This window comes from Pseudomonas sp. P5_B2 (assembly GCF_056400445.1).
This window is the reverse complement of record NZ_JBFULH010000045.1, coordinates 1-20,297: the sequence shown is the minus strand read 5'-3', so window position 1 is coordinate 20,297 and position 20,297 is coordinate 1. Positions and strand designations below refer to the sequence as shown.

Below are 20,297 nucleotides of genomic sequence, written 5' to 3'. Positions count from 1 at the left end.
GTTCAACCCGGTCGCCGGCGCGTAGATCGTGCCCCTCACCGCCGTGAACTTCACCCCGTTACTGCCCAGCGAAACATACCGCTCGCCCTGGTCCAGTTCGGTGAAGTAGGTGTACGAGTACGTTTCCATCGCTTTGTATTTCGCGGCGGCGCTGACCATGGCGTTGTGGTGGTTTTGCAGGTCCGCTTGGGTCAGGTTCAAGGTTTTGTTCAGCGGTACGCCCCATCGTTTCAGACATACTTCGGCAAAGTGGCGAACGATAAGACCCGGTTCAGCTAGCGTTTTTGGGCCGCTGACACCATCTGCCGAGGCGTTGCCGGACAACGTGCCATGGCGACCGGGCATGGGGTAAATGTGGGTTCGAGTGTGAACGGATGTTTGCGGGATGACACAGCTGAAGCCTTTGGAGCGCTCGTCTCGGGCGTAGAAAGCGACGTATTGTTTGACGTTGGTATTCAGTTTTACCTTGTCCTCCTGAAAGTTACCGATRCCTGGGACCGGATCAATCGCGAAGATATTTACCGGGATGTTCTTCAGTTCGCTGTCCTTGAACATGGCATTGGCCAACATATGGCAACTGATACCGCCGCGACTCCAACCGACCAGGTTAACGGCAGTGGGAATGACACCGCCTTTTCGAAACTGTTTGATAATTTGTTCCTGCAACTTCTGGCTGGTGACACTACGATCGCCATAGTTGTATTTGCGCCACATCCAGGAACCTTCGATTTTTACATCATCGATTGGAATTCCCGCAGCCTTGAGTCGGTTGTATTCGGTTTCGGTCAGTTGTTCACGCTGCCAGTCACATTTGCCTTTGATGATGTTGACGGCGTGCTGCACGTTTTCTTCCCAGCCCTTGCCGAACAGCGTTCCGCTGAGGCCATAGTCCTTGGATTTGGTAAACAGTTCGTCCGCTTGCAGGTTGCTGGTACCGGGGCCGTCGACCACGATCCACTCGGCGAACTCGCGCCCGCCGTGATGGGACGCAAGTGTCGACACCAATTCGCCGTTCCAGTAAGTAGGGTTTTGATTGTCAAATTTGGTCGAGCCGGTGCCGCAAAAGAAAATAGTTAATGTAGTCATTGTGATGCTCTTGTTTAATTTAAGAGCTGGCAGACTAGTGTCGGTTGTATATGCAGGGGTAGTGCTTAGTTGTTTCTAAGTTTGTGAGGGTGGTGTTCTTTGTCTGGCAGTGTCGAGAAGTTCGCAACCGTCCTGCGTTAATAAATAAAGCGCATTCACTATATTGGGAATGTCTTTTACATCAGCCTGTTTAAAGCACAGGCAATACAGTGTTTCGAGCAAGTCACTGGCCGCGCGCAAGCGTTGTTGCGCGGCGTCAAGGACTGCGCCGGTGCTGGCAGCGGTGTCGATGACCAACACAGGTGTTTCGCTGTAACTGGTTTTGAGTGGGCGATAGCGATCTTGCATGAGGTCCGTCCTGTTTTCAGCGGCGCGGCAAACTATAGGGGCGCGCATCCATGCGTCGCAATACCGCGCAAATGGACAGGTTTTGTAGGGGGTTTACTGTTGGTGTCGCCTTTTGCCTACGTGCGGACCGATATTTTTTCAGCAAAACCCTTGGGAGGTGAATTTCCTACGGGTTTGTCAGGCGTAGCGCCTCAATTCTCGCTAAGGAGTGCGTCAGAATCTGTAGGATGTTTCGAAAACGTCTGTGCAACGCTTAAATGGAATCAGGCAGCCAGTGGCTACGTTCACGGACGAAAAAATCCCGGCTCATGCTGCGTGTGCGAGCAAGAGCCAGGTGTTTCAGGAGCAGAGGTTCAACGAGCGGCTGCGAGTGGCCGCGGTTGTCAGGAAGTTCGCCAGGCCTGTTGAGCCGAGCACTCCAGGGTGTCGCACGTAGCGAGCAACGGGGGCTCCGTTGGTGGTCCGCCGCAGGCACTCAGCAGCAGGGAAGTCAGGATCAGCGTAACGGCAAAAATTGATTTTTGGAGCATGGTCATTCCTTGTTCAAACGCCGCGCCCATCAGGCATCCTGCCATGATGTGAAGTGCGCGGACGGTTGTGTTGCGAGAAGTACCTTACCGTCAGATTGAGCGGCACTGCGAGGAACAAAGTGTTTCGTTTGTTTCATCCTGTGGCAAAAACCCATAGGGCAAGGCTGTATCATCCCGTATCGTTTTGATCCCGACCTTTTCTCGACTCGCTGCGTTTGCCAGCTAGGCTTTGGGCTTCGCAGCGGTCAACGGAGTGACAGCTTATGCACAACACCCTGGAACAGGTTTTCGGTTATCCACAGTTTCGACCCGGTCAGGAGGCGGCGGTCAGTGCGGTGCTGGCCGGGCGCTCGGCGGCGGCAATTTTTCCCACCGGTTCCGGCAAGTCCCTTTGCTATCAGTTACCCGCCTTACTGCTGCCACACTTGACGTTGGTGGTGTCGCCGTTGCTCGCGCTGATGCAGGATCAACTGGCGTTCCTGCAACGCCACGGTATAGCGGCGGGCAGTATCGATTCGGCACAGAGCCGCGATGATGCCAGTGATGTAATGGCCCGGGCCAAGTCCGGCGAACTGAAGATTTTGATGATCTCGGTGGAGCGCCTGAAGAACGAGCGCTTTCGCAACTTCTTGCAGCAAGTCCCCATCTCTCTGCTGGTGGTAGATGAGGCGCACTGCATCTCGGAGTGGGGCCATAACTTCCGTCCCGATTACCTCAAGCTGCCCGACTATCAGCGCCAGTTCAATATTCCGCAGGCGCTGCTGCTGACCGCCACCGCGACGCCCAAGGTAATCGCGGACATGGAGGCCAAGTTCGCCATCGCCCCGGAAGATGTCGTGACCACCGGTTTCTACCGGCCGAACCTCAACTTGTTGGTCGAGCCCGTACGCGGTCAGGACAAACGCCGACGTCTGGTTGAGTGGATGAGCGAGCGCCCCGGTCAGCCGAGCATCGTCTACGTCACCCTGCAAAAAACCGCTGAGCATATCGCCGAACACCTGGTGCGCAACGGCATTCAGGCCGAGGCGTATCACGCCGGTTTGCCCCACGATCAACGCGAAGCCATCCAGAAACGGTTCATGGCCGGACAGTCCAATTGCATCGTTGCCACCATCGCGTTTGGCATGGGCATCGACAAGAGCGACATCCGCAATGTCGTTCATTTCGACCTGCCCAAATCCATCGAAAACTACAGCCAGGAAATCGGCCGTGCCGGGCGAGACGGGCAGCCATCCGACTGCCTGGTATTGGCCAACCGCGACAGCCTCAACGTGTTGGAAAACTTCGTCTACGGTGATACACCTGAGCAGGACGGTATTCGCTGTGTGCTCGATGAAATGCTCGYTGCCGCGCCTGAGGGGCAGTGGGAGTTTCTGTTGGGGCCATTGGCAGATCAGAGCAACATTCGTCAATTGCCGCTAAAAACCTTGTTGGTCCAACTGGAACTGCGCGGCTTGATCGCCCCGCGTTACGCCTATTACGCAGAATACCGGTTCAAGTGTTTGCAGGAGCCGGAAGCCTTGCTCGCCCGATTCGAGGGTGAGCGCAAGGATTTCGTCGCCGCGATCATCCAGACCTCCAGCCGTGCGCGAACCTGGGCTACGGTGAATTTCGATGCCTTGTACGAGCAATATCAGGCCGAGCGTAATCGAGTGGTCAAGGCGCTGGATTATTTCCAGGAAAAGGGTTGGGTCGAACTTGAAAGCAAGCAGATGACCGAGGTCTACAGCCTGCTGCAACCGAACTTCGACAGTCAGGCGTTGAGTGGCGAGTTACATGCTTATTTCACCCAACACGAAAGTACAGAAATTGCGCGGATTCACGCGATGCTGGATCTGTTCGCCACCGACCACTGCCTGGGTTATCGCTTGGCCGAGTACTTTGGTGACGAAAACGCACCTCGGCAATGCGGGCATTGTTCGGTGTGTCATGGGCAGGTTGCGCGGCTGCCTGCGCCGCCAGAATTGCCCGCGCTTGTGGATAAGAACTTTGAAACGCTGTGCAGCGATTTTATCCACAGGCATGAACAGCACACGGGCAACGTTCCTTCAGCTGAGCGTGTGACGCGTTTCCTGTGCGGGATTAGTGTGCCGTTGTTTACCAAGATGAAGGCGCGGACTATTTCCGGGTTTGCTGCGTTGGAAAATTATCCCTATGCCGAGGTGCGCAGTTGGGCTGAGGGGCATCTGGAGAGGTAAATCCATCCGCTGAATGTCGCTCATCACAGGAATAAATTTCAAAAAAACGCGATGCCTGACTATGGTGGGCGCTGTCTTTGGATCGCCAACAAGAGAGCAAATCATGAGCCAGACGCCATTCAACATTCAGCGCGCCGCCGTTATCGGTGCAGGCACCATGGGCCGTGGCATTGTCATGTGTCTGGCGAACGCGGGGGTGCCGGTGCAGTGGGTGGATAACAATCCGCAGATGCTTGAACAGGCGCTGGCCACGGTGGCCGAAACCAACGCTCACAATGTGCGACAGGGGCGCATTGATCAGGCTGAGGCGGACGCGCGCGTTGCGCGAGTCACCGCAGCGCCAGACTATGTCTCGATTCGCGACGCTGATCTGGTCATCGAAGCGGTGTACGAAAACCTCGAACTGAAACAGAAAATATTCCGAGAGCTGGACGGCCTGCTCAAACCCGAAGCGATTTTGGCCAGCAACACATCGGCGCTGGACATTGACGCCATCGCCGCAGCAACTCGCCGTCCGCAGCAAGTGCTGGGCCTGCATTTTTTCAGCCCCGCACACATCATGAAGCTTCTGGAGGTCGTCCGTGGCGCCCAGACCGCACCGGCAGTTCTGGACGCAGCGCAGGCACTGGGCAAGCGCATGGGCAAAGTCAGTGTGGTTGCGGGCAACTGTGACGGATTCATCGGCAACCGTATGCTCAATACCTACGTGCTCGAAGCGCGCAAGATGCTGCTGGAGGGTGCGTATCCCTATCAGGTGGATGCAGCGCTGCAAGGCTTCGGTTTCGCCATGGGGCCGTTCCGCATGTATGACGTAGTGGGCGTCGACCTGGGTTGGCGGGCTCGGGAACTGGCGGGCACGGGGCAAGATGCGCCGGAGGTCCAGGTAGACAACCGACTGTGCGCACTCGGGCGTTTCGGTCAGAAGAGTGGCAACGGTTATTACCACTACGAACCGGGCAGTCGTCAGGCTGAGCATGATGTGGAAGTGGATGCGCTGGTGTTGCAGGTCAGCGAAGGCCTGGGCTTTCAGCGTCGCGAGATCAGCGCTGAGGAGATTCTTGAGCGTTGCCTGCTGGCACTGGTCAACGAAGGGGCCAAGATCCTTCAGGAAGGCATTGCCGCGTCAGCACACGACATCGATCTGGTGTACCTCAATGGTTATGGATTCCCAGCGGACAAGGGCGGGCCAATGGCGTGGGCGGATCAGCAAGGATTGGCGGACATTCATCAGCGCTTGATGGCGCTGGAAACCCGGCAGGGTGATCACTGGCGTCCGGCACGCTTGATCGGTGAGTTGGCAGAGGTGGGTAAAGGATTTGCGGATCGGTAAACTTTAGCCACTTCAAGACGAGAGCTGCGCATGAATCAACGCACGGACTACCCACACTTCCAGCCCATCACCACCCGCTGGCACGACAACGACGCCTACGGTCACGTCAACAACGTCACCTACTACAGCTTCTTCGACACGGCGGTGAACACCTACCTGATCGAAGTCGGTGGCCTGGATATCCATGACGGCGAGGTGGTGGGTTTTGTCGTGAGTTCAGCTTGCGATTACTTTGCTTCCATCGCATTCCCGGACCGTATCGAGATTGGCCTGCGAGTAGGCAAGCTGGGCAACAGTTCGGTGCAATACGAATTGGCCGTGTTCAAACAAGGCGAGGACGAAGCCTGTGCAGCCGGGCGCTTCGTGCATGTCTTTGTAGGTCGTGCTTCGAATCAGCCGGTATCGATCCCGAGCGGATTGCGTGGAGCGCTGGAGCGCCTGGTGGTTTAAACGGGGCAAAAAAAATCGCAGCCCCAAGGCTGCGATTTTTTTAACTACCGGCTAACGAAGCGATCGGGCCTCAGTGGCGATAGTATTTGTGTTTGTGCTTGCGATGGCCATAGGCATGGCCACGACCTGGATGGCCATCACGGTAGTAACGACGATCACCATGGCCACGATAGGAACGACGATCATTGTCGCCGTCATCATCATCGTATTTATTGCCCATGTAGTTACCCAGCGCGCCACCGGCACCGCCGCCCGCTGCAGCGCCGATCAGGCTGCCTGTGGTGCCGCCCATGTTGCGACCGACCACGTTACCGCCTGCCGCGCCCAGCGCACCACCGATGGCGGCTTCGCCACGGCTGTGTTTGTCTGCGCCGACTGCGCTACCACCCGCGCCGCCCAAGGCCGCACCAATGGTGGAACCTGTACTGCCGCCTAACGACTGACCGACGACCGAGCCAAGAACCCCGCCCAATGCGCCGCCCACACCGGCTTCGGTGTTGCCGCCAGCAGAAGCAATGCCACTGAACAAGCCAAGGGACAACAAGAGAATCGAGGAGAACTTCATGGAGGAACCTCAAGGGGATGACGACGCGATCCTGAGGCTGTGACGGAGGTGTGACAATCGAAATCCGACGAGTAACACGACTTGTGCACATTTCTATAAGTTACTGTTTTATAGACGGAACTTAACTGTTTTTTGCCGGTCTTTAGTTACTTAAGACAGGCCGTTTCTATACAGAAACGGCCTTTTTTGTGGGCGATTGGTAAATGATTGACGCGGAATATCAGGCGAATGTGAATCCGTCATCGCGAGCAGGCTCGCTCCCACAATTGATCTGTGTTGAACACAAATTCCCTGTGGGAGTGAGCCTGCTCGCGATGGGGTCATTACAGACGCCGCGTTAAGCCGACCTGGCCAAAATCAACCCGGTCTCGATCGCCATTTCCAACCGGATCGCCACGAACTTCGACGTCGGTGTATGGCTGCCATCCCCGATGCTTTCCAGCGGTACCAGCGGATTCACTTCCGGGTAGTACGCTGCCGCTTGCCCCGCAGGAATATCAAACGCCAGCAGCGTGAAGCCCTTCACTCGACGCTCACGCCCGTCATCCCAGATCGAAACGATGTCGGCTTTCTGTCCCGGCTTGAAACCCAGGCGAATGATGTCGGCTTCGTTCACAAACAGCACATCGCGCTGACCCTTCACGCCGCGATAACGGTCATCGAGACCATAAATCGTGGTGTTGTACTGATCGTGTGAACGCATCGATTGCATGATCAAATCCGGCAGCACGCCGGTAGCGCGCGTGCGCTCGTGCACCAGGTCTTTTGGCAGGGCATTCGGACGGAAATTGGCCCGGCCAGACGGCGTGTTCCATTTACGCGTACCGGCACTGCTGCCGAGATAAAAACCGCCCGGATTCTTGATCTTTTCGTTGAAGTCCCGAAAGCCCGGAATAGTGTCGGCGATCAGATCGCGGATACGGCCGTAATCAGCCACCAACCAGTTCCAGTCCACCGGTTTGCAGCCCAGGGTCGCGGCGGCGATACCGGCAATGATCGATGGCTCCGAACGCATCTGGTTCGACATCGGCTGTAGCTGACCATTGGAGGCGTGGACCATGCTGAACGAGTCTTCCACGGTCACCGCTTGCGGGCCTTCGGTTTGCATATCGATGTCGGTACGGCCCAGGCACGGCAGGATCAAGGCGTCTTTACCATGAGCCAAATGGCTGCGGTTGAGCTTGGTGCTGATCTGCACCGTCAGGTCGCAATTGCTCAACGCCTGGAAAGTGCGCGCGCTGTCCGGAGTGGCTTGGGCGAAGTTGCCACCGAGGCCAATGAAAACTTTCGCACGACCGTCGGCCATGGCGTGGATCGCCTCGATCACATTGTGACCATTGTCACGCGGCACCTTGAACTGGAAACGACGCTCCAGCGAATCGAGGAACGCCACCGGCGGACGCTCGTTGATGCCCATGGTCCGGTCGCCCTGCACGTTGCTGTGGCCGCGCACCGGGCACAGACCAGCGCCTGGTCGGCCAATGTTGCCGCGCAGCAGCATCAGGTTGGCGATTTCCTGGATGGTCGACACCGAGTGGCGATGTTGGGTGATGCCCATCGCCCAGCACATGATCACGTTGTTGCTCTTGGCGTACATGCGCGCCGCTTGCTCGATTTCCACTAGGGTCAGACCGGACTGTTCGACGATCTGCTCCCACGGCGTATCATCGACGGCGGCCAGGTATTCCAGCACGTTGGCGCTATGTTCATTGAGGAAGTCGTGGTCGAACATGGCAGGTTCACCGGCCTTCTGCGCGTCGCGCTCCCATTGCAGCAGGAACTTCGCCATGCCGCGCAGGATCGCCATGTCGCCGCCCAATGCCGGACGGAAGTAGGCGGTGTTGGTCGGCTTGTCGCCGTTGGTGAGCATTTCGATCGGGTGTTGCGGGTGCTGGAAGCGTTCCAGGCCGCGCTCTTTCAGCGGGTTGATGCACACCACTTGCGCACCGCGTTTCACCGCTTCGCGCAGCGGTTCGAGCATCCGCGGGTGGTTGGTGCCGGGGTTCTGGCCCCAGACGAAAATCGCATCCGCATGTTCGAAGTCGTCGAAAGTCACGGTGCCTTTGCCGACGCCGACACTTTGCGCTAACGCCACACCGCTGGCCTCGTGACACATGTTCGAGCAGTCGGGGAAGTTGTTGGTGCCGTAAGTGYGCACGAACAGTTGATAGAGATACGCCGCTTCGTTGCTGGCGCGGCCCGAGGTGTAGAACTCAGCCTGGTTCGGGCTCGACAGGCCCTGCAGATGTTTGGCGATCAAGGCGAACGCCGCTTCCCAGCTGATCGGCTTGTAGCGATCGGTTTCGACGTCGTAGCACATCGGCTCGGTCAAACGGCCCTGGTACTCGAGCCAGTAATCGCTTTGTTCCAGCAACGAGCTGACGCTGTGTTTGGCGAAAAACGCGCCATCGACACGGCGTTTGGTCGCTTCCCAGTTCACCGCTTTGGCACCGTTCTCGCAGAACGCCACCATGCCGGCTTCCTTGGAATCGCCCCAGGCGCAACCAGGGCAGTCGAACCCGCCGTTCTTGTTGGTCTTGAGCATCATGCGCAGGTTTTTCAGCGCGTTGTCGCTGGTCAACCAGGCCCGGGCAACGCTGGCCAGTGCGCCCCAACCACCGGCCGGACCTTTGTAGGGTTTGTAGCGAGGAACAGGTGTCTGGTCGGCTTGACGGTGTTGGCTCACGCTTGAGTCTCCAACGCTGGGCTGTAGACCCGCGGCGCATTCTTCTGGGGTAGATGGATGAGATTGAGGTTGTGGCGACGGGCCCATTGCACGGCAAGGCCCGTGGGCGACGACAGGCTGACGAGCGTCTGGATGCCGGCGCGCAAGACTTTTTGAATCAATTCGAGGCTGCACCGACTGGTTACTATCGCCAGGCCGCCAGTCGTCGTGATCTTTTGGCGGATCAACCCGCCAATCAATTTGTCGAGGGCGTTGTGCCGGCCGATGTCTTCGCGGCCCAGCAGCAATTCGCCCTGACCGTTCATGAACACCGCCGCGTGCACCGCGCCGCAATGTTGGCCCAGCGGCTGGAACGCGCCGATGCGTTCGCGCAGGCCCTCGAGCCATTCGGCGGGCGGTAACGGCGCACCGGGCAATACCTTGAGGTCGGGCAGAGCCTGTTCAACCGCTTCCACGCCACAGAGCCCGCAACCGCTGGTGCCGGCCAGTTGCCGCCGCTGCAGCTTGAGGTTCCAGAAGGCGCGATTGGCGATGGTCACTTGCGCGTACTGCGCCGATCCTTCGCCGGTCAATTGAAGGTCATAGATGTCAGTTGCGTCTTCGATGATGCCGCTGCCGAGGCTGAAGCCGACGATGAAATCCTCAAGGTCCGTCGGCGTCACCAGCATGACGGCCTGGCTGATGCCGTTAAAGGTGATCGCCAACGCCACTTCCTCGGCCAGCGCAGTGCTGGCCGATTCGGTAAATTGAAGATCACAGAAACTGTAGGTCTGGCTTGCGTCTGGCGCGGGCGTTTCGAGGGCTGGCGCCGCGCAGGCAGGGCGCTTGGTATTCATGAGGCATCACCGACGGTCTGGTCAGCTCTAAGCCTAGGCGCGTCAATTGGTCGCGTCTAATCGCTATTACTGATCTACCGATAGATGACGTCGATCAAGAGGTCGTCAGTGATTTCTGATAGATCGCGAAACAGGCTTCCGCCAAGGCCGAACGTGGGGCGCTGCGACGCATGATCAAGCCCAGCCGGGCGAGGGTTTGCGCGTTTTCGATGGGTTGCAGGCGCAGGTGATCGGTGAGGTTTTCCAATCCTCCGTTCAGCGGCATCACCGCGCAGCACATGCCACCGTGCACCGCTTGTAACAATTGGTGCACTGCATCGGTTTGCAGCAGTGGTTGAGGCGACAGGCCGCGGCTGTGGAAGTTGTGGTCGATGGACTGGCGAAAATGCATGCCGCTGGTGAGCATGCCCAGCGGCAGTTCGATTAGCGACTCCCAGCTCAAAGGCGTGTCGCCGAAACTGAAAAAGCGCTGATCGTAGAGCAGGCCCATGCGGGTTTCGCTGAAGGCCAGCGAATCGAAACGCTCGCCGTCCAGACGTTCCAGGTAGGACACACCGAGGTCCAGACGGTTGTTCGACAGCTGCTCGAGAATTTGCTCGGAACTCAGCGCTGAGAGTTCGAAGCGCAAGTTTGGGTGTTCCGCGTGCAAGCGTTGCATGAGCGGCAGCGGATCGAAACTCGACAGCGGCACCACACCCAAGCGCAACGTACCGACCAGATTGCCGCGACAGGCCGCGGCTTCAGCCTGCAAGCCGTCATAAGCCGCCAGCACCGTGCGCGCCCAGGCCAGCACCCGTTCACCGGGTGCGGTAAACCCTTCAAAGCGCTGACCACGATTGACCAGCGGCAACTCAAGTTCTTCTTCGAGGCTGCGCAGGCGCATGGACAGGGTCGGCTGGGTGATGTGGCAGCGGGCAGCGGCCTGGCCGAAGTGCCGGGTTTCGTCGAGGGCGATGAGGAATTTCAGTTGCTTGATGTCCATCTTCGCTCCAGAGCGCGGTGAAGGAGGGGATTCTAGCGCTTGCGCCAGATCAACGTCATTGGTCGGGTTGAAACCGCGAATAACCCGCTTGGTCTAGTCTCTTGCGTCTGGAAACCTGAACCCAAGGAGAGTGCACCATGAGTATTTTTAGCTTTGTGAAGGAAGCCGGCGAAAAACTGCTCGATTTGCTGACCCCCGGCAACGCTAATGCCAGCGAGCAGTTGAAGGAACACATCAGCAAGGTCGGCCTGGGTAACCCGAATGTGCAGGCCACGGTGGATGGCGACAAAGTGACCGTGACCGGGGAAGTCGGCAGTCAGGAAGAGAAGGAAAAGATTCTGCTGGCGGTGGGCAATATTGCTGGTGTGGGCAGTGTTGATGACCAGATCACCGTGACCGGGCCGGTGGCGAAGGCTGCTGTGTTTGTCACCGTGGTGAAGGGTGACACCCTCAGCGCGATTTCCTTGCGTGTGTATGGCGATGCCAACAAGTATCAAAAGATTTTCGACGCCAACAAGCCGATGCTCAAAGACGTGAACAAAATTTATCCGGGGCAGTCGTTGCGGATTCCTGAATAACCCAAGTGGCGAGGGGGCTTGCCCCCGTTCGGCTGCGAAGCAGTCGCAAAAATTTTAGGGCCGCTTCGCGACCCAACGGGGGCAAGCTCCCTCGCCACAGTTCGCGTCAGGCTTCAGAGTTCCGCGATAAGCTCCCGATAATCCCCCACCGCCGCAAACTCCGCCGTGTCCTTGGGCCCTTTTCGGCTGTCCGGCTCACTCACCGCCAACAAATGCGCCACGCCAAAGCGGCGCGCACTGCGCAAGATCGGTAACGTGTCATCGATAAACAGACTGCGCGCCGGGTCGAAACCAATATCTGCCTGCAACGCTTCCCAGAACTGCGCATTCTCTTTGGGAAAACCGTAATCATGCGAGCTGATCAAGCGCTCGAAGTAGGGCGCCAGTTCAATCCTTTCCAGCTTCAATGACAGTGAATCCCGGTGTGCATTGGTAATCATCACCACCCGCTTGCCCGCCTGTCTGATCGCGGCCAGAAAGGTGTCTGCATCCGGGCGCAAGGCGATCAGGTGCGCGGTTTCCAGTTTCAATTCACGCACCGGCAGTTTCAATTCGGCGCTCCAGAAATCCAGGCAGTACCACTGCAACTGGCCGGCATTGCGTTCGAACAGCGGTTGCAATTCCAGCTCGGCCATGGCCCGGCTCACACCGTGCAACTCGGCATAACGCTGAGGCAAGTGTTCCATCCAGAAATGGTTGTCGTAGTGCAGGTCCAGCAGCGTACCGTCCATGTCCAGCAGAACGGTGTCGATGTCGCGCCAGGGCAGCAGGGACATAAAAAACTTCTCCAGCGGTAAAAGAGATATCCGAAGTCAACATTCAGGATAGGCCGGGTATAGTAGCGCGTTCATGACCAGGAGCTTTTCATGCGCCAGAAACCCACCGTCCTCGCCCGCGAAATCGTCGCCACCAGCCGTTTGTTCTGTGTCGAAGAGCTGAAACTGCGCTTTTCCAATGGCGTGGAGCGCACGTACGAGCGTTTGGTCGGTAAGGGCGCGGGGTATGGCGCGGTGATGATCGTCGCCATGCTTGATTCGGATCATGCGGTGTTGGTCGAGGAATACTGCGGCGGCACTGATGAATATGAACTGTCCTTGCCCAAAGGCCTGATCGAGCCGGGTGAAGACGTGCTGGCGGCGGCCGAGCGTGAGCTCAAGGAAGAAGCCGGGTATGGCGCGCGGCAGCTGGAGCATCTGACCGAGTTGTCGTTGTCGCCGGGTTACATGAGCCAGAAGATCCAGGTGGTGCTGGCCACCGATCTGTATGAAGAAAGCCTTGAAGGTGACGAGCCCGAGCCGATGGGCGTTGACAAGATCAATCTGCGTGAGTTGTCCGCCCTGGCGCAGAACCCGCGCTTCACCGAGGGCCGTGCCTTGGCGGCGCTGTATCTGGCCCGCGATCTGCTGACCCAGCGCGGGGTATTTCTGCCATGACTTTCTCGCATCCTTTGATGGCGCCGGTGATTGAACTGGCATTGCAGGCTGGCGAGGCGATTCTGCCGTTCTGGCGTACCGGCACCGCCGTGACTGCCAAGGCTGACGATTCTCCAGTGACGGCCGCCGACCTGGCGGCTCACCATTTGATTCTGGCCGGACTGACCGCGCTGGACCCAAGCATCCCGGTGCTTTCCGAAGAAGACGCCAATATCCCTCAAAGCGTGCGTGCCGGATGGCAGCGCTGGTGGCTGGTGGATCCGCTGGATGGCACCAAGGAATTCATTGGCGGCAGTGAAGAGTTCACCGTCAACATTGCGCTGATCGAGCAGGGTCGGGTGGTGTTTGGTGTGGTGTCGATGCCGACCAACGGGCGTTTCTACGTTGGTGGTGCAGGTTTGGGCGCCTGGCGCGGCGACACTGGCAGCCAGCCATTGCCGATCCAGGTTCGCGAAGTGCCTGCTGCGGGAGAGGCGTTTACCGTGGTCGCCAGTCGTCGGCATTCGAGCCCGGAGCAAGAGCGCTTGCTGGCGGGGTTGAGCGACAGTCTGGGTGAGTTGCAGCTGGCCAATATCGGCAGTTCGCTGAAGTTCTGCCTGTTGGCGGAAGGGGCGGCGGATTGTTATCCGCGTCTGGCACCGACTTCGCAGTGGGACACGGCGGCGGCGCAAGGCGTGCTGGAAGGTGCGGGCGGCGAGGTGCTGGACTTGAACGGTGCGCCGTTTTGCTATCCAGCACGGGAATCATTGTTGAATGAGTTCTTTTTGGCGCTGCCGGCCAAGGCGGCCTGGCGTGAAAAACTGCTGGAACTCGCTCGTTCCTGACACGCCGAATCATTGTGGTGAGGGGGCTTGCCCCCGTTGGGTGGCGAAGCCGCCCCAAGTCAGCCACCACGCACGATCAGGTAAACCTTGTCGCTCTGAATTGGACTGCTGCGCAGTCGAACGGGGGCAAGCCCCCTCGCCACAGGGTTTTGTGCTGGCCCTAACTTAGCGGTGCAGGACGTACTGCCCGGTAAACCTCACCGCATCGTCATCACTGCCGACATTCACAATCCGTGATTGCAGCGTCAACCGCGCCCGCCCGTAGCGCTGATACATCGCTAAAAACTTCTTCCACACTGTCGCACTCGGTGCCTGGCAAATCGCCGTCGCGTCAAGGGTCACCGGCAGTGGATAGCTGATCTGCCCTTCCTGAATCACAATATGCCCGTCTTCAATCCCCTCCTCACGCAAGCGTAAATGCAGCCAACCCCAACCCGCCAACACCGCGCCGCAATACAGACTGCCGCCGAACATGGTGCTTTTATGATTAACGTTGGCTTCCAGTGGCAAGTACAGGCGCAGTTGCTGGTCGTGCCAGTCGAGCACTTTGATGCCCATGGCCTGCGTCAGGGGGATGTCGTGATGGAGAATGGATTCCAGGTGACGACTGTCGCGGTTCATGCGCGGGCCTCTTGTTTGAAGGTGTTGATTTTACGGTCACTCAATCGAGATCGTCGGCAGAGCTGCTGGCGCCGCCAGTGAAGTTCAGTCCATGTTTTCGTAGCTTGTCGTGCAAGGTTTTGCGCGGGACGCCCAACGCTTCGGCGAGGCTGCGCACGGAGCTGTGAGAGCGCGCCAGTTCGGCGGCAATCAGGTTCTTTTCGAAATTTTCCACTTGCTCGCTCAAGCCGCCACTGAACCCTTCATCTGTCGTACTGGTTCCGCCCTCCGGCGTAGTGTTGTCCAGCGCCAGTTCCAGGCCCAGGGCGAAGCGTTCGGCGGCGTTTTGCAGTTCGCGTACGTTGCCCGGCCAGGTGTGGCGCAGCAGCAGGGCGCGTTGCCTCGGTTGCAGCACATGGGGCGGCAAACCGTGGCGGGCGCTGGCTTCATCGGCAAAGTGCTGGAACAACACCAACGCATCTTCGCCGCGCTCGCGCAGTGGCGGAATACGCAGCGGCGCGACGTTCAGGCGGTAATACAAGTCGGCGCGGAAACGTCCTTGATCAGCGGACTGGCGCAGGTCTTCCTTGGTCGCGGCGATGATGCGGATATCCAGCGGGATCAACTGATTGCCGCCCAACCGCTCGACGACGCGCTCCTGCAGCAAGCGCAGCAATTTCACCTGCACGTCCAGGCTCATGCTTTCGATTTCGTCGAGGAATAGCGTGCCCCCATTGGCGAATTCGAACTTGCCGATACGACGTTTTTGCGCACCGGTGAACGCCCCGGGCTCGTGACCGAACAGCTCGCTTTCCACTACGGACTCGGCCAGCGCGCCAGCATTGATCGCCACGAACGGCCCGTTACGACGGTTCGATAAATCGTGCAGCGCCCGGGCCACGACTTCTTTGCCAGCGCCGGTTTCACCCAGAATCAATACATCGGCTTTGGTCGCGGCCAGTGCGCCAATCTGCTCGCGCAGGCGCAACATCGGCGCCGATTGCCCGACCAGTCGGGTACTCAATTCGTTGCGATCACTCAGGGCCAGACGCAGGCTGCGGTTATCCAGCACCAACCGCCGTAGGTCCAGCGCGCGGCGCACGCTGTCGAGCAGGGCATCGCTGGCGAAGGGCTTTTCCAGGAAGTCATAGGCCCCGGCGCGCATCGCCTGCACCGCCAACGGTACGTCGCCGTGGCCGGTGATCAGCAGCACCGGCAACTCCGGGTCCTGGGCATGCAGTTCAGTCAGCAGTTCGAGGCCGTCCATGCCCGGCATGCGAATGTCGCTGACCACCACGCCCGGCCAGTCACGCTCCAGTTGCGCGGCCAGGCCTTTGGCTTCGGCCAGCGGGAGGATTTTCAGGCCGGCGAGGTCCAGGGTCTGGCTCAGGGCCTGACGCAGATGGGGATCATCGTCGATCAACACGACCTGAATGCGGCTGTCGATGGTCATGCACTTCGGTCCTCGGACGGTTGCAGGCTCACGCCCGGTGCGCCAGCGCGCAGTTTCAGGGTAATCAGGGCGCCGCCTTCCTTGTGGTTGGAAAACAACAGTTCACCCCCGAAGGCACGCATCAGTGTTTCGCAAATCGCCAGCCCCAGTCCAAGTCCCTGTGTGCGGGTCTTGGTGGTGTAGAAAGGTTCGCTGGCGCGCCCCAGGGCTTCCATGCAAAAGCCGGGGCCGTTATCGCGAATGTACAGATTGACGCCGTCAGCGGTGGATTGGGCACTCAACCAGAGTTTACGCGGCGGGCCTTTTTCAGTCAGCGCATCGAGGGCGTTGGCCAACAGATTGCCGAGCACCTGACGCAGACGGGTTTCCCCGGCCTCGACCCACAACGTGGCGGCGGGCAAGTCGCGGATCAACTCGACTTCCATGCTGCGTCGGCGCTTGGCCAGCAATGCCAGTGCGTCATCCAGCGCCGGTTGCAGTGCAACGCTTTCCGGCGCGTGACGATCACGCCGGGCGAAGGCGCGCAGGTGAGCAATGATCGAGGCCATGCGACCGGTCAGTTCGCTGATCAGTTTGAGGTTGCCGCGTGCATCGTCGGTGCGTTGATGATCGAGCAGCACTTCGGCGTTTTCCGCGTAACTGCGAATCGCCGCCAGGGGCTGATTGAGCTCATGGCTGATGCTTGCCGACATGGTTCCAAGCGCGGACAGTTTACCGGCCTGGACTAGATCATCCTGCGCACGCACCAACTCTTGCTGTGCGTGCTCGCGCTCCAGCACTTCCTGTTTCAGACGTCGGTTGAGGCCTTCGAGGTCGCTGGTCCGTTCGGCGACCCGGCCTTCCAGTTCGTGCCTGGCCTTGGCTTCGAAAGCGATGCGTTCGAGGTAATGACGGCGGCGTTGCATCACCAGACCGAGCAGCAACATCAGCACCAACAACGTTGCGCCACCGATGGCAACGACCGTGCGGACCGGGCGGTTGATCAAGGTCCGCGGGGCGAGGATGCTGACGTTCCAGCCGGTTTCGGCGATCTCTCGGGTTTGTGTCAGCCAGGCATTGGGGTTGAGCTTTAACGGCTTTGGATCGCGGGTCGGGTACGGTTGAATCGCGCTAATGGCCTTGTTTTCTTCTTCGGTCAACGGTCGGGTCGAGCGAAAGCGCCACTCTGGCCGCGACGTGAGAATGACCACGCCGTTCTGGTCGGTCAGCAGCAATTGTTCCGGGGTTTTGCCCCAAAGGCTTTCGGTGTGGTCCAAGTCGACTTTGACCACCAGCACGCCGATGATTTTTTCACCATCGCGGACCGCTGCAGCAAAGAAGTAGCCACGTTTGGCCGAGGTCGTGCCCAGACCGAAAAACCGCCCGAGCCGCCCGGCCATAGCCTCGCTGAAATAGGGCCGGAAAGAAAAATTTCGCCCGACGAAACTGTCGTGCTTGTCCCAATTGGACGCCGCCAGCGTCTTGCCGCTCGTGTCCATCAGGTACATGACTTCGGCACCGGTTTGGCTACTGATGTTTTTTAGCAGGCGGTTGGCATTGCCTTGGGTGACGCCATCATCGGGTGCGCCGAGTACCGCGCGCAGGGCAGGCAGGTCGCCGAGGATTTGCGGCAAGACCTCATAACGGTGCAGCGTGCCCAACAGGTTGGCGACGTAAAGGTCGAGGGTCTGCCGGTTTTGCCCGGCCAGTTCGCTGCGGTAATAACGCTCGGCCAAATGCTCCAGCGGCCACAGTAACGGCGCCAGGCACAGCGCCAGAAGGGCGAGGCTGCGCCAGCGGGGTCTGCGAGGGAGGGTCGGAGTCATGAGCATCTGGCGCCTGTGGGTACAGGCGCATTATGCCTAGGGTTGATGTCGCAGTCTGCGCACCTTGGTCCAGTCGTTCTTGCAAAGAAGATTCAGACAGGACTCAGGAAAAGACTTCAGCATCCTTGAAGAACACGGCTGCCTGGTCTTTGCCGGACAGTTGCGGCGCTTCCTCAAGTTGCCAATCGATGGCCAGTTCCGGGTCGTCCCAGCGAATGCTGCGCTCGGCGGAAGGGGTGTAGTAGTCGGTGGTTTTGTAAAGGAATTCGGCGAACTCGCTCAGCACCACGAAACCGTGGGCGAAACCTTCCGGGACCCAGAGTTGGCGATGGTTGTCGGCGGACAGGCGCACAGCCACCCATTTGCCGAAGTGCGGTGAGCTACGACGAATATCCACCGCCACATCCAGCACTTCACCGACTGTCACACGGACCAGTTTGCCCTGGGTGTTTTCCAGTTGGTAATGCAGGCCGCGCAGTACACCTTTTTGCGAGCGGGAATGGTTGTCCTGAACAAACTGTGGGTGCAGACCAGTCGCTTCTTCGAAGGCCTTGGCATTGAAGCTCTCGTAGAAGAAGCCGCGCTCATCACCAAAAACCTTGGGTTCGATGATCAGAACACCGGGCAGGTCGGTGGTGACTACATTCATGGTGTTTCTCCAGTAATACGCATTGATGGGAGACATTCTTGCGCAAAGTGGCGGGCGAGGCGAGTGCACCGTGATTTTTCCTGATTCATTGGCTGATTGTGTCCAGTGTCAAACGCAGGTCAGGCGGTCGAAAGGGGGTTGCGTAACGACTCTGGCAGTGGCGATATAAGCGCCTAATAACATTTCAGGGGTCGTTGTATGCCGCTCGCCACGTTGATTCACCGCGCCAGTTTGCCCAGCCCGCAAGTGTCTGCGCAGCAAGCGCTTGAGCTGCTGGAAGGGCATTACGGGCTGAGCGGGAAATTGCAGGCTCTTGGCAGCCAGCAGGATCTCAACTTTCGCGTCGACAGCGACCAGGGGCGTTTTGTCCTGAAAATATGCCGTGGTGATTATGCGGCGCTGGAACTGCAAGCCCAGCACGCGGGGCTCAGGCACCTGGGTGAGCACTCCGGGGTCAAGGTGCCACGAGTGATCCTGGCCAAAAACGGTGCTGATCTGCTTACGCTGGACGTCGCCGGCCAATCAGTGCATGTGCGTTTGCTCGACTACATTGAAGGCCAGTCGCTCACCCACCTCGACCACCTGCCGGGAGCGGTGGTAGCCGGTTTCGGCCAACTGTGCGGTGAAATGGACCTGGCGCTGGCGGTGTTTGACCATCCGGGCCTTGAGCGCACGTTGCAGTGGGACGCCCGCCACGCCAACGCATTGATCGGCCATCTGCTGCCGGTCATCAAGGATGAGGCGCAACGCAGGTTGATCGCTGATGCCGCCGAACGCGCCGAGCGTCATCTGCAACCGCTGGTGGAAAAGTTGCCGGTGCAGGCCATTCACATGGACATCACCGACGACAACGTGGTCTGGCAGCGGGATTCGCAACGCCAATGGCAATTGCAGGGCGTGATCGATTTCGGCGACCTGGCCCGCACCTGGCGCATCACCGATCTTTCGGTGACGTGCGCAGCGTTACTGCACCACGCCAACAGCGATCCGTTCTACATTTTGCCGGCAATTGAGGCCTATCACGCGGTCAATCCTTTGCAGCCTGCAGAGCTGCTGGCGCTCTGGCCGTTGATCGTCGCTCGTGCGGCGGTGTTGGTGCTCAGCGGCGAGCAGCAGGTCAGCATTGATCCGGGCAACCAATACAGCCGCGATAACCTGACCCATGAGTGGGAAATTTTCCGCGTGGCCACGTCGGTGCCGCTGGAACTGATGGAAGCGGCGATCCTGGCGTGTGTTGGCCAGAGCCTGCCGAGCATTGGCAGTGAAGGTTTCGCGCCGCTGTTGCCGAGCCTGGTGGGACGTGAGTTTGCCTTGATTGATCTGGGTGTCCTCAGCCCGCATTTCGAGACGGGTAACTGGGAGCAAGAAGGGATCGATCAGCGGCTGCTGACAGAGGCCGCTGCGACCCACGGCCTGGCAGCCAGTCGGTATGGGCAATATCGATTGTCGCGGACTCGGCCAGACAGTGCGGCCGAACCGGACACCTGCCCGTTGCACGTCGAGTTGCGAGTGCCCCACGGCACCGCAGTCGAATCGCCGTTTGCCGGTGTGGTTCATCAGCCGTCGTCGGGTATTTTGCAACTCGACGGCCCGCAACTGAGTCTACGGTTGTGGGGCGTGACGCCGTCGCTGCACACCGGCGCGGCGCTGGTCAAAGGTCAGGTATTGGGCTCGGTCAGCGGGCCTCTGATCGTACAGCTATGCCGAGGCACTGCTTTCAATGCTCCGCTGTTTTGCACACCTTCTCGCGCCTTGGCTTGGCAAGCCTTGTGCCCGTCGCCGGCCGCGTTGCTGGGACTGGCTTGTGATGCTGAAGAGGAACTCGATTCGCAGACGTTGCTGGCACGCCGCAGCGCCAGTTTTGCCCGTACCCAGAAGCACTACTATGTCGACCCACCGCGCATCGAGCGCGGCTGGCGCAATCACCTGATCGACATGCAGGGC

Annotated in this window: 18 protein-coding genes; 7 read left to right on the top strand and 11 right to left on the bottom strand. The window is 59.0% G+C overall.

The genetic code is table 11. From position 1 onward, the window contains the following. Positions 1 to 1,086 (bottom strand): hypothetical protein (locus tag AC1DRJ_RS07440; RefSeq protein WP_477801534.1); only part of this gene is annotated, 1,086 nt, incomplete at its 3' end. Positions 1,087 to 1,161: 75 nt separating this feature from the next. Further along, positions 1,162 to 1,434, bottom strand: coding sequence for a hypothetical protein (locus AC1DRJ_RS07435; RefSeq protein ID WP_477801533.1), 273 nt, complete (start codon positions 1,432 to 1,434; stop codon positions 1,162 to 1,164). 793 nt (positions 1,435 to 2,227) lie between these two features. On the opposite strand from AC1DRJ_RS07435, the gene AC1DRJ_RS07430 reads away from it, so the two are divergent. The 3 genes from AC1DRJ_RS07430 to AC1DRJ_RS07420 all read left to right on the top strand — a co-directional run bounded on the left by AC1DRJ_RS07430 (position 2,228) and on the right by AC1DRJ_RS07420 (position 5,942). Continuing rightward, positions 2,228 to 4,162, top strand: a complete 1,935-nt coding sequence (locus AC1DRJ_RS07430; protein WP_477801532.1) for a RecQ family ATP-dependent DNA helicase — start codon at positions 2,228 to 2,230, stop codon at positions 4,160 to 4,162. 103 nt (positions 4,163 to 4,265) lie between these two features. Then, a complete protein-coding gene (locus tag AC1DRJ_RS07425) occupies positions 4,266 to 5,492 on the top strand; it encodes a 3-hydroxyacyl-CoA dehydrogenase (protein WP_477801531.1) in 1,227 nt (408 codons plus the stop codon). A 30-nt stretch (positions 5,493 to 5,522) separates the two neighbouring features. Then, a complete protein-coding gene (locus AC1DRJ_RS07420; RefSeq protein ID WP_477801530.1) occupies positions 5,523 to 5,942 on the top strand; it encodes an acyl-CoA thioesterase in 420 nt (139 codons plus the stop codon). Positions 5,943 to 6,012: 70 nt separating this feature from the next. Here the strand turns inward: AC1DRJ_RS07420 and AC1DRJ_RS07415 are convergent, their stop codons facing one another. From AC1DRJ_RS07415 to AC1DRJ_RS07400, 4 genes are all read right to left on the bottom strand, one after another. Beyond that, complete coding sequence (locus tag AC1DRJ_RS07415; RefSeq protein WP_007949182.1) at positions 6,013 to 6,507, bottom strand: glycine zipper domain-containing protein; 495 nt, start codon at positions 6,505 to 6,507, stop codon at positions 6,013 to 6,015. Between the two features lie 337 nt (positions 6,508 to 6,844). Then, the gene (locus AC1DRJ_RS07410) at positions 6,845 to 9,193 is read right to left on the bottom strand and encodes an FdhF/YdeP family oxidoreductase (RefSeq protein WP_477801529.1); all 2,349 of its coding nucleotides are present in this window, start codon (positions 9,191 to 9,193) and stop codon (positions 6,845 to 6,847) included. Then, the gene (gene fdhD / locus AC1DRJ_RS07405) at positions 9,190 to 10,029 is read right to left on the bottom strand and encodes a formate dehydrogenase accessory sulfurtransferase FdhD (protein WP_477801528.1); all 840 of its coding nucleotides are present in this window, start codon (positions 10,027 to 10,029) and stop codon (positions 9,190 to 9,192) included. Before fdhD ends, AC1DRJ_RS07410 begins: the two co-directional genes overlap by 4 nt. Before the next feature lie 94 nt (positions 10,030 to 10,123). After that, entirely contained in the window at positions 10,124 to 11,011 is an 888-nt protein-coding gene (locus AC1DRJ_RS07400) for a LysR family transcriptional regulator (protein ID WP_477801527.1), read from the bottom strand. A gap of 137 nt (positions 11,012 to 11,148) precedes the next feature. Between AC1DRJ_RS07400 and lysM the strand changes: the two genes are divergently transcribed. Continuing rightward, positions 11,149 to 11,589 carry a peptidoglycan-binding protein LysM gene (lysM, locus tag AC1DRJ_RS07395; protein WP_477801526.1) on the top strand — a complete coding sequence of 147 codons (441 nt, stop codon included), beginning with the start codon at positions 11,149 to 11,151 and terminating at the stop codon, positions 11,587 to 11,589. Between the two features lie 113 nt (positions 11,590 to 11,702). Here lysM and yrfG read toward each other — a convergent pair whose 3' ends face one another. Continuing rightward, on the bottom strand, positions 11,703 to 12,365 hold the full coding sequence (yrfG, locus tag AC1DRJ_RS07390) for a GMP/IMP nucleotidase (RefSeq protein WP_477801525.1): 663 nt from the start codon (positions 12,363 to 12,365) through the stop codon (positions 11,703 to 11,705). 90 nt (positions 12,366 to 12,455) lie between these two features. On the opposite strand from yrfG, the gene nudE reads away from it, so the two are divergent. Both nudE and cysQ read left to right on the top strand, forming a co-directional pair. Continuing rightward, positions 12,456 to 13,022 carry an ADP compounds hydrolase NudE gene (nudE, locus tag AC1DRJ_RS07385; RefSeq protein ID WP_477801524.1) on the top strand — a complete coding sequence of 189 codons (567 nt, stop codon included), beginning with the start codon at positions 12,456 to 12,458 and terminating at the stop codon, positions 13,020 to 13,022. Then, positions 13,019 to 13,846, top strand: a complete 828-nt coding sequence (gene cysQ, locus AC1DRJ_RS07380) for a 3'(2'),5'-bisphosphate nucleotidase CysQ (protein WP_477801523.1) — start codon at positions 13,019 to 13,021, stop codon at positions 13,844 to 13,846. The genes nudE and cysQ overlap by 4 nt, the downstream gene beginning before the upstream one ends. A 165-nt stretch (positions 13,847 to 14,011) precedes the next feature. Here the strand turns inward: cysQ and AC1DRJ_RS07375 are convergent, their stop codons facing one another. From AC1DRJ_RS07375 to rfbC, 4 genes are all read right to left on the bottom strand, one after another. Continuing rightward, positions 14,012 to 14,467 (bottom strand): YiiD C-terminal domain-containing protein, encoded by a 456-nt coding sequence (locus tag AC1DRJ_RS07375; RefSeq protein WP_477801522.1) that lies wholly within the window; start codon positions 14,465 to 14,467, stop codon positions 14,012 to 14,014. Between the two features lie 40 nt (positions 14,468 to 14,507). After that, positions 14,508 to 15,899 carry a sigma-54-dependent transcriptional regulator gene (locus tag AC1DRJ_RS07370; protein WP_477801521.1) on the bottom strand — a complete coding sequence of 464 codons (1,392 nt, stop codon included), beginning with the start codon at positions 15,897 to 15,899 and terminating at the stop codon, positions 14,508 to 14,510. Beyond that, positions 15,896 to 17,704, bottom strand: coding sequence for a sensor histidine kinase (locus tag AC1DRJ_RS07365; RefSeq protein WP_477801520.1), 1,809 nt, complete (start codon positions 17,702 to 17,704; stop codon positions 15,896 to 15,898). The genes AC1DRJ_RS07370 and AC1DRJ_RS07365 overlap by 4 nt, the downstream gene beginning before the upstream one ends. Positions 17,705 to 17,807: 103 nt before the next feature. Next, positions 17,808 to 18,353, bottom strand: coding sequence for a dTDP-4-dehydrorhamnose 3,5-epimerase (gene rfbC, locus AC1DRJ_RS07360; protein ID WP_477801519.1), 546 nt, complete (start codon positions 18,351 to 18,353; stop codon positions 17,808 to 17,810). 198 nt (positions 18,354 to 18,551) lie between these two features. On the opposite strand from rfbC, the gene AC1DRJ_RS07355 reads away from it, so the two are divergent. After that, the coding region (locus tag AC1DRJ_RS07355) for a phosphotransferase (RefSeq protein ID WP_477801518.1) at positions 18,552 to 20,297 on the top strand (1,746 nt) is incomplete at its 3' end.

Excerpts from the sequence above, each read along its gene's own strand:
- cysQ (WP_477801523.1), top strand. The coding sequence starts at position 13,019 with ATGACTTTCTCGCATCCTTTGATGGCGCCGGTGATTGAACTGGCATTG.
- fdhD (WP_477801528.1), bottom strand. The coding sequence starts at position 10,029 with ATGAATACCAAGCGCCCTGCCTGCGCGGCGCCAGCCCTCGAAACGCCC.
- rfbC (WP_477801519.1), bottom strand. The coding sequence starts at position 18,353 with ATGAATGTAGTCACCACCGACCTGCCCGGTGTTCTGATCATCGAACCC.
- yrfG (WP_477801525.1), bottom strand. The coding sequence starts at position 12,365 with ATGTCCCTGCTGCCCTGGCGCGACATCGACACCGTTCTGCTGGACATG.
- lysM (WP_477801526.1), top strand. The coding sequence starts at position 11,149 with ATGAGTATTTTTAGCTTTGTGAAGGAAGCCGGCGAAAAACTGCTCGAT.
- AC1DRJ_RS07425 (WP_477801531.1), top strand. The coding sequence starts at position 4,266 with ATGAGCCAGACGCCATTCAACATTCAGCGCGCCGCCGTTATCGGTGCA.
- AC1DRJ_RS07365 (WP_477801520.1), bottom strand. The coding sequence starts at position 17,704 with ATGACTCCGACCCTCCCTCGCAGACCCCGCTGGCGCAGCCTCGCCCTT.
- AC1DRJ_RS07375 (WP_477801522.1), bottom strand. The coding sequence starts at position 14,467 with ATGAACCGCGACAGTCGTCACCTGGAATCCATTCTCCATCACGACATC.
- AC1DRJ_RS07400 (WP_477801527.1), bottom strand. The coding sequence starts at position 11,011 with ATGGACATCAAGCAACTGAAATTCCTCATCGCCCTCGACGAAACCCGG.
- AC1DRJ_RS07370 (WP_477801521.1), bottom strand. The coding sequence starts at position 15,899 with ATGACCATCGACAGCCGCATTCAGGTCGTGTTGATCGACGATGATCCC.
- nudE (WP_477801524.1), top strand. The coding sequence starts at position 12,456 with ATGCGCCAGAAACCCACCGTCCTCGCCCGCGAAATCGTCGCCACCAGC.
- AC1DRJ_RS07415 (WP_007949182.1), bottom strand. The coding sequence starts at position 6,507 with ATGAAGTTCTCCTCGATTCTCTTGTTGTCCCTTGGCTTGTTCAGTGGC.
- AC1DRJ_RS07420 (WP_477801530.1), top strand. The coding sequence starts at position 5,523 with ATGAATCAACGCACGGACTACCCACACTTCCAGCCCATCACCACCCGC.
- AC1DRJ_RS07435 (WP_477801533.1), bottom strand. The coding sequence starts at position 1,434 with ATGCAAGATCGCTATCGCCCACTCAAAACCAGTTACAGCGAAACACCT.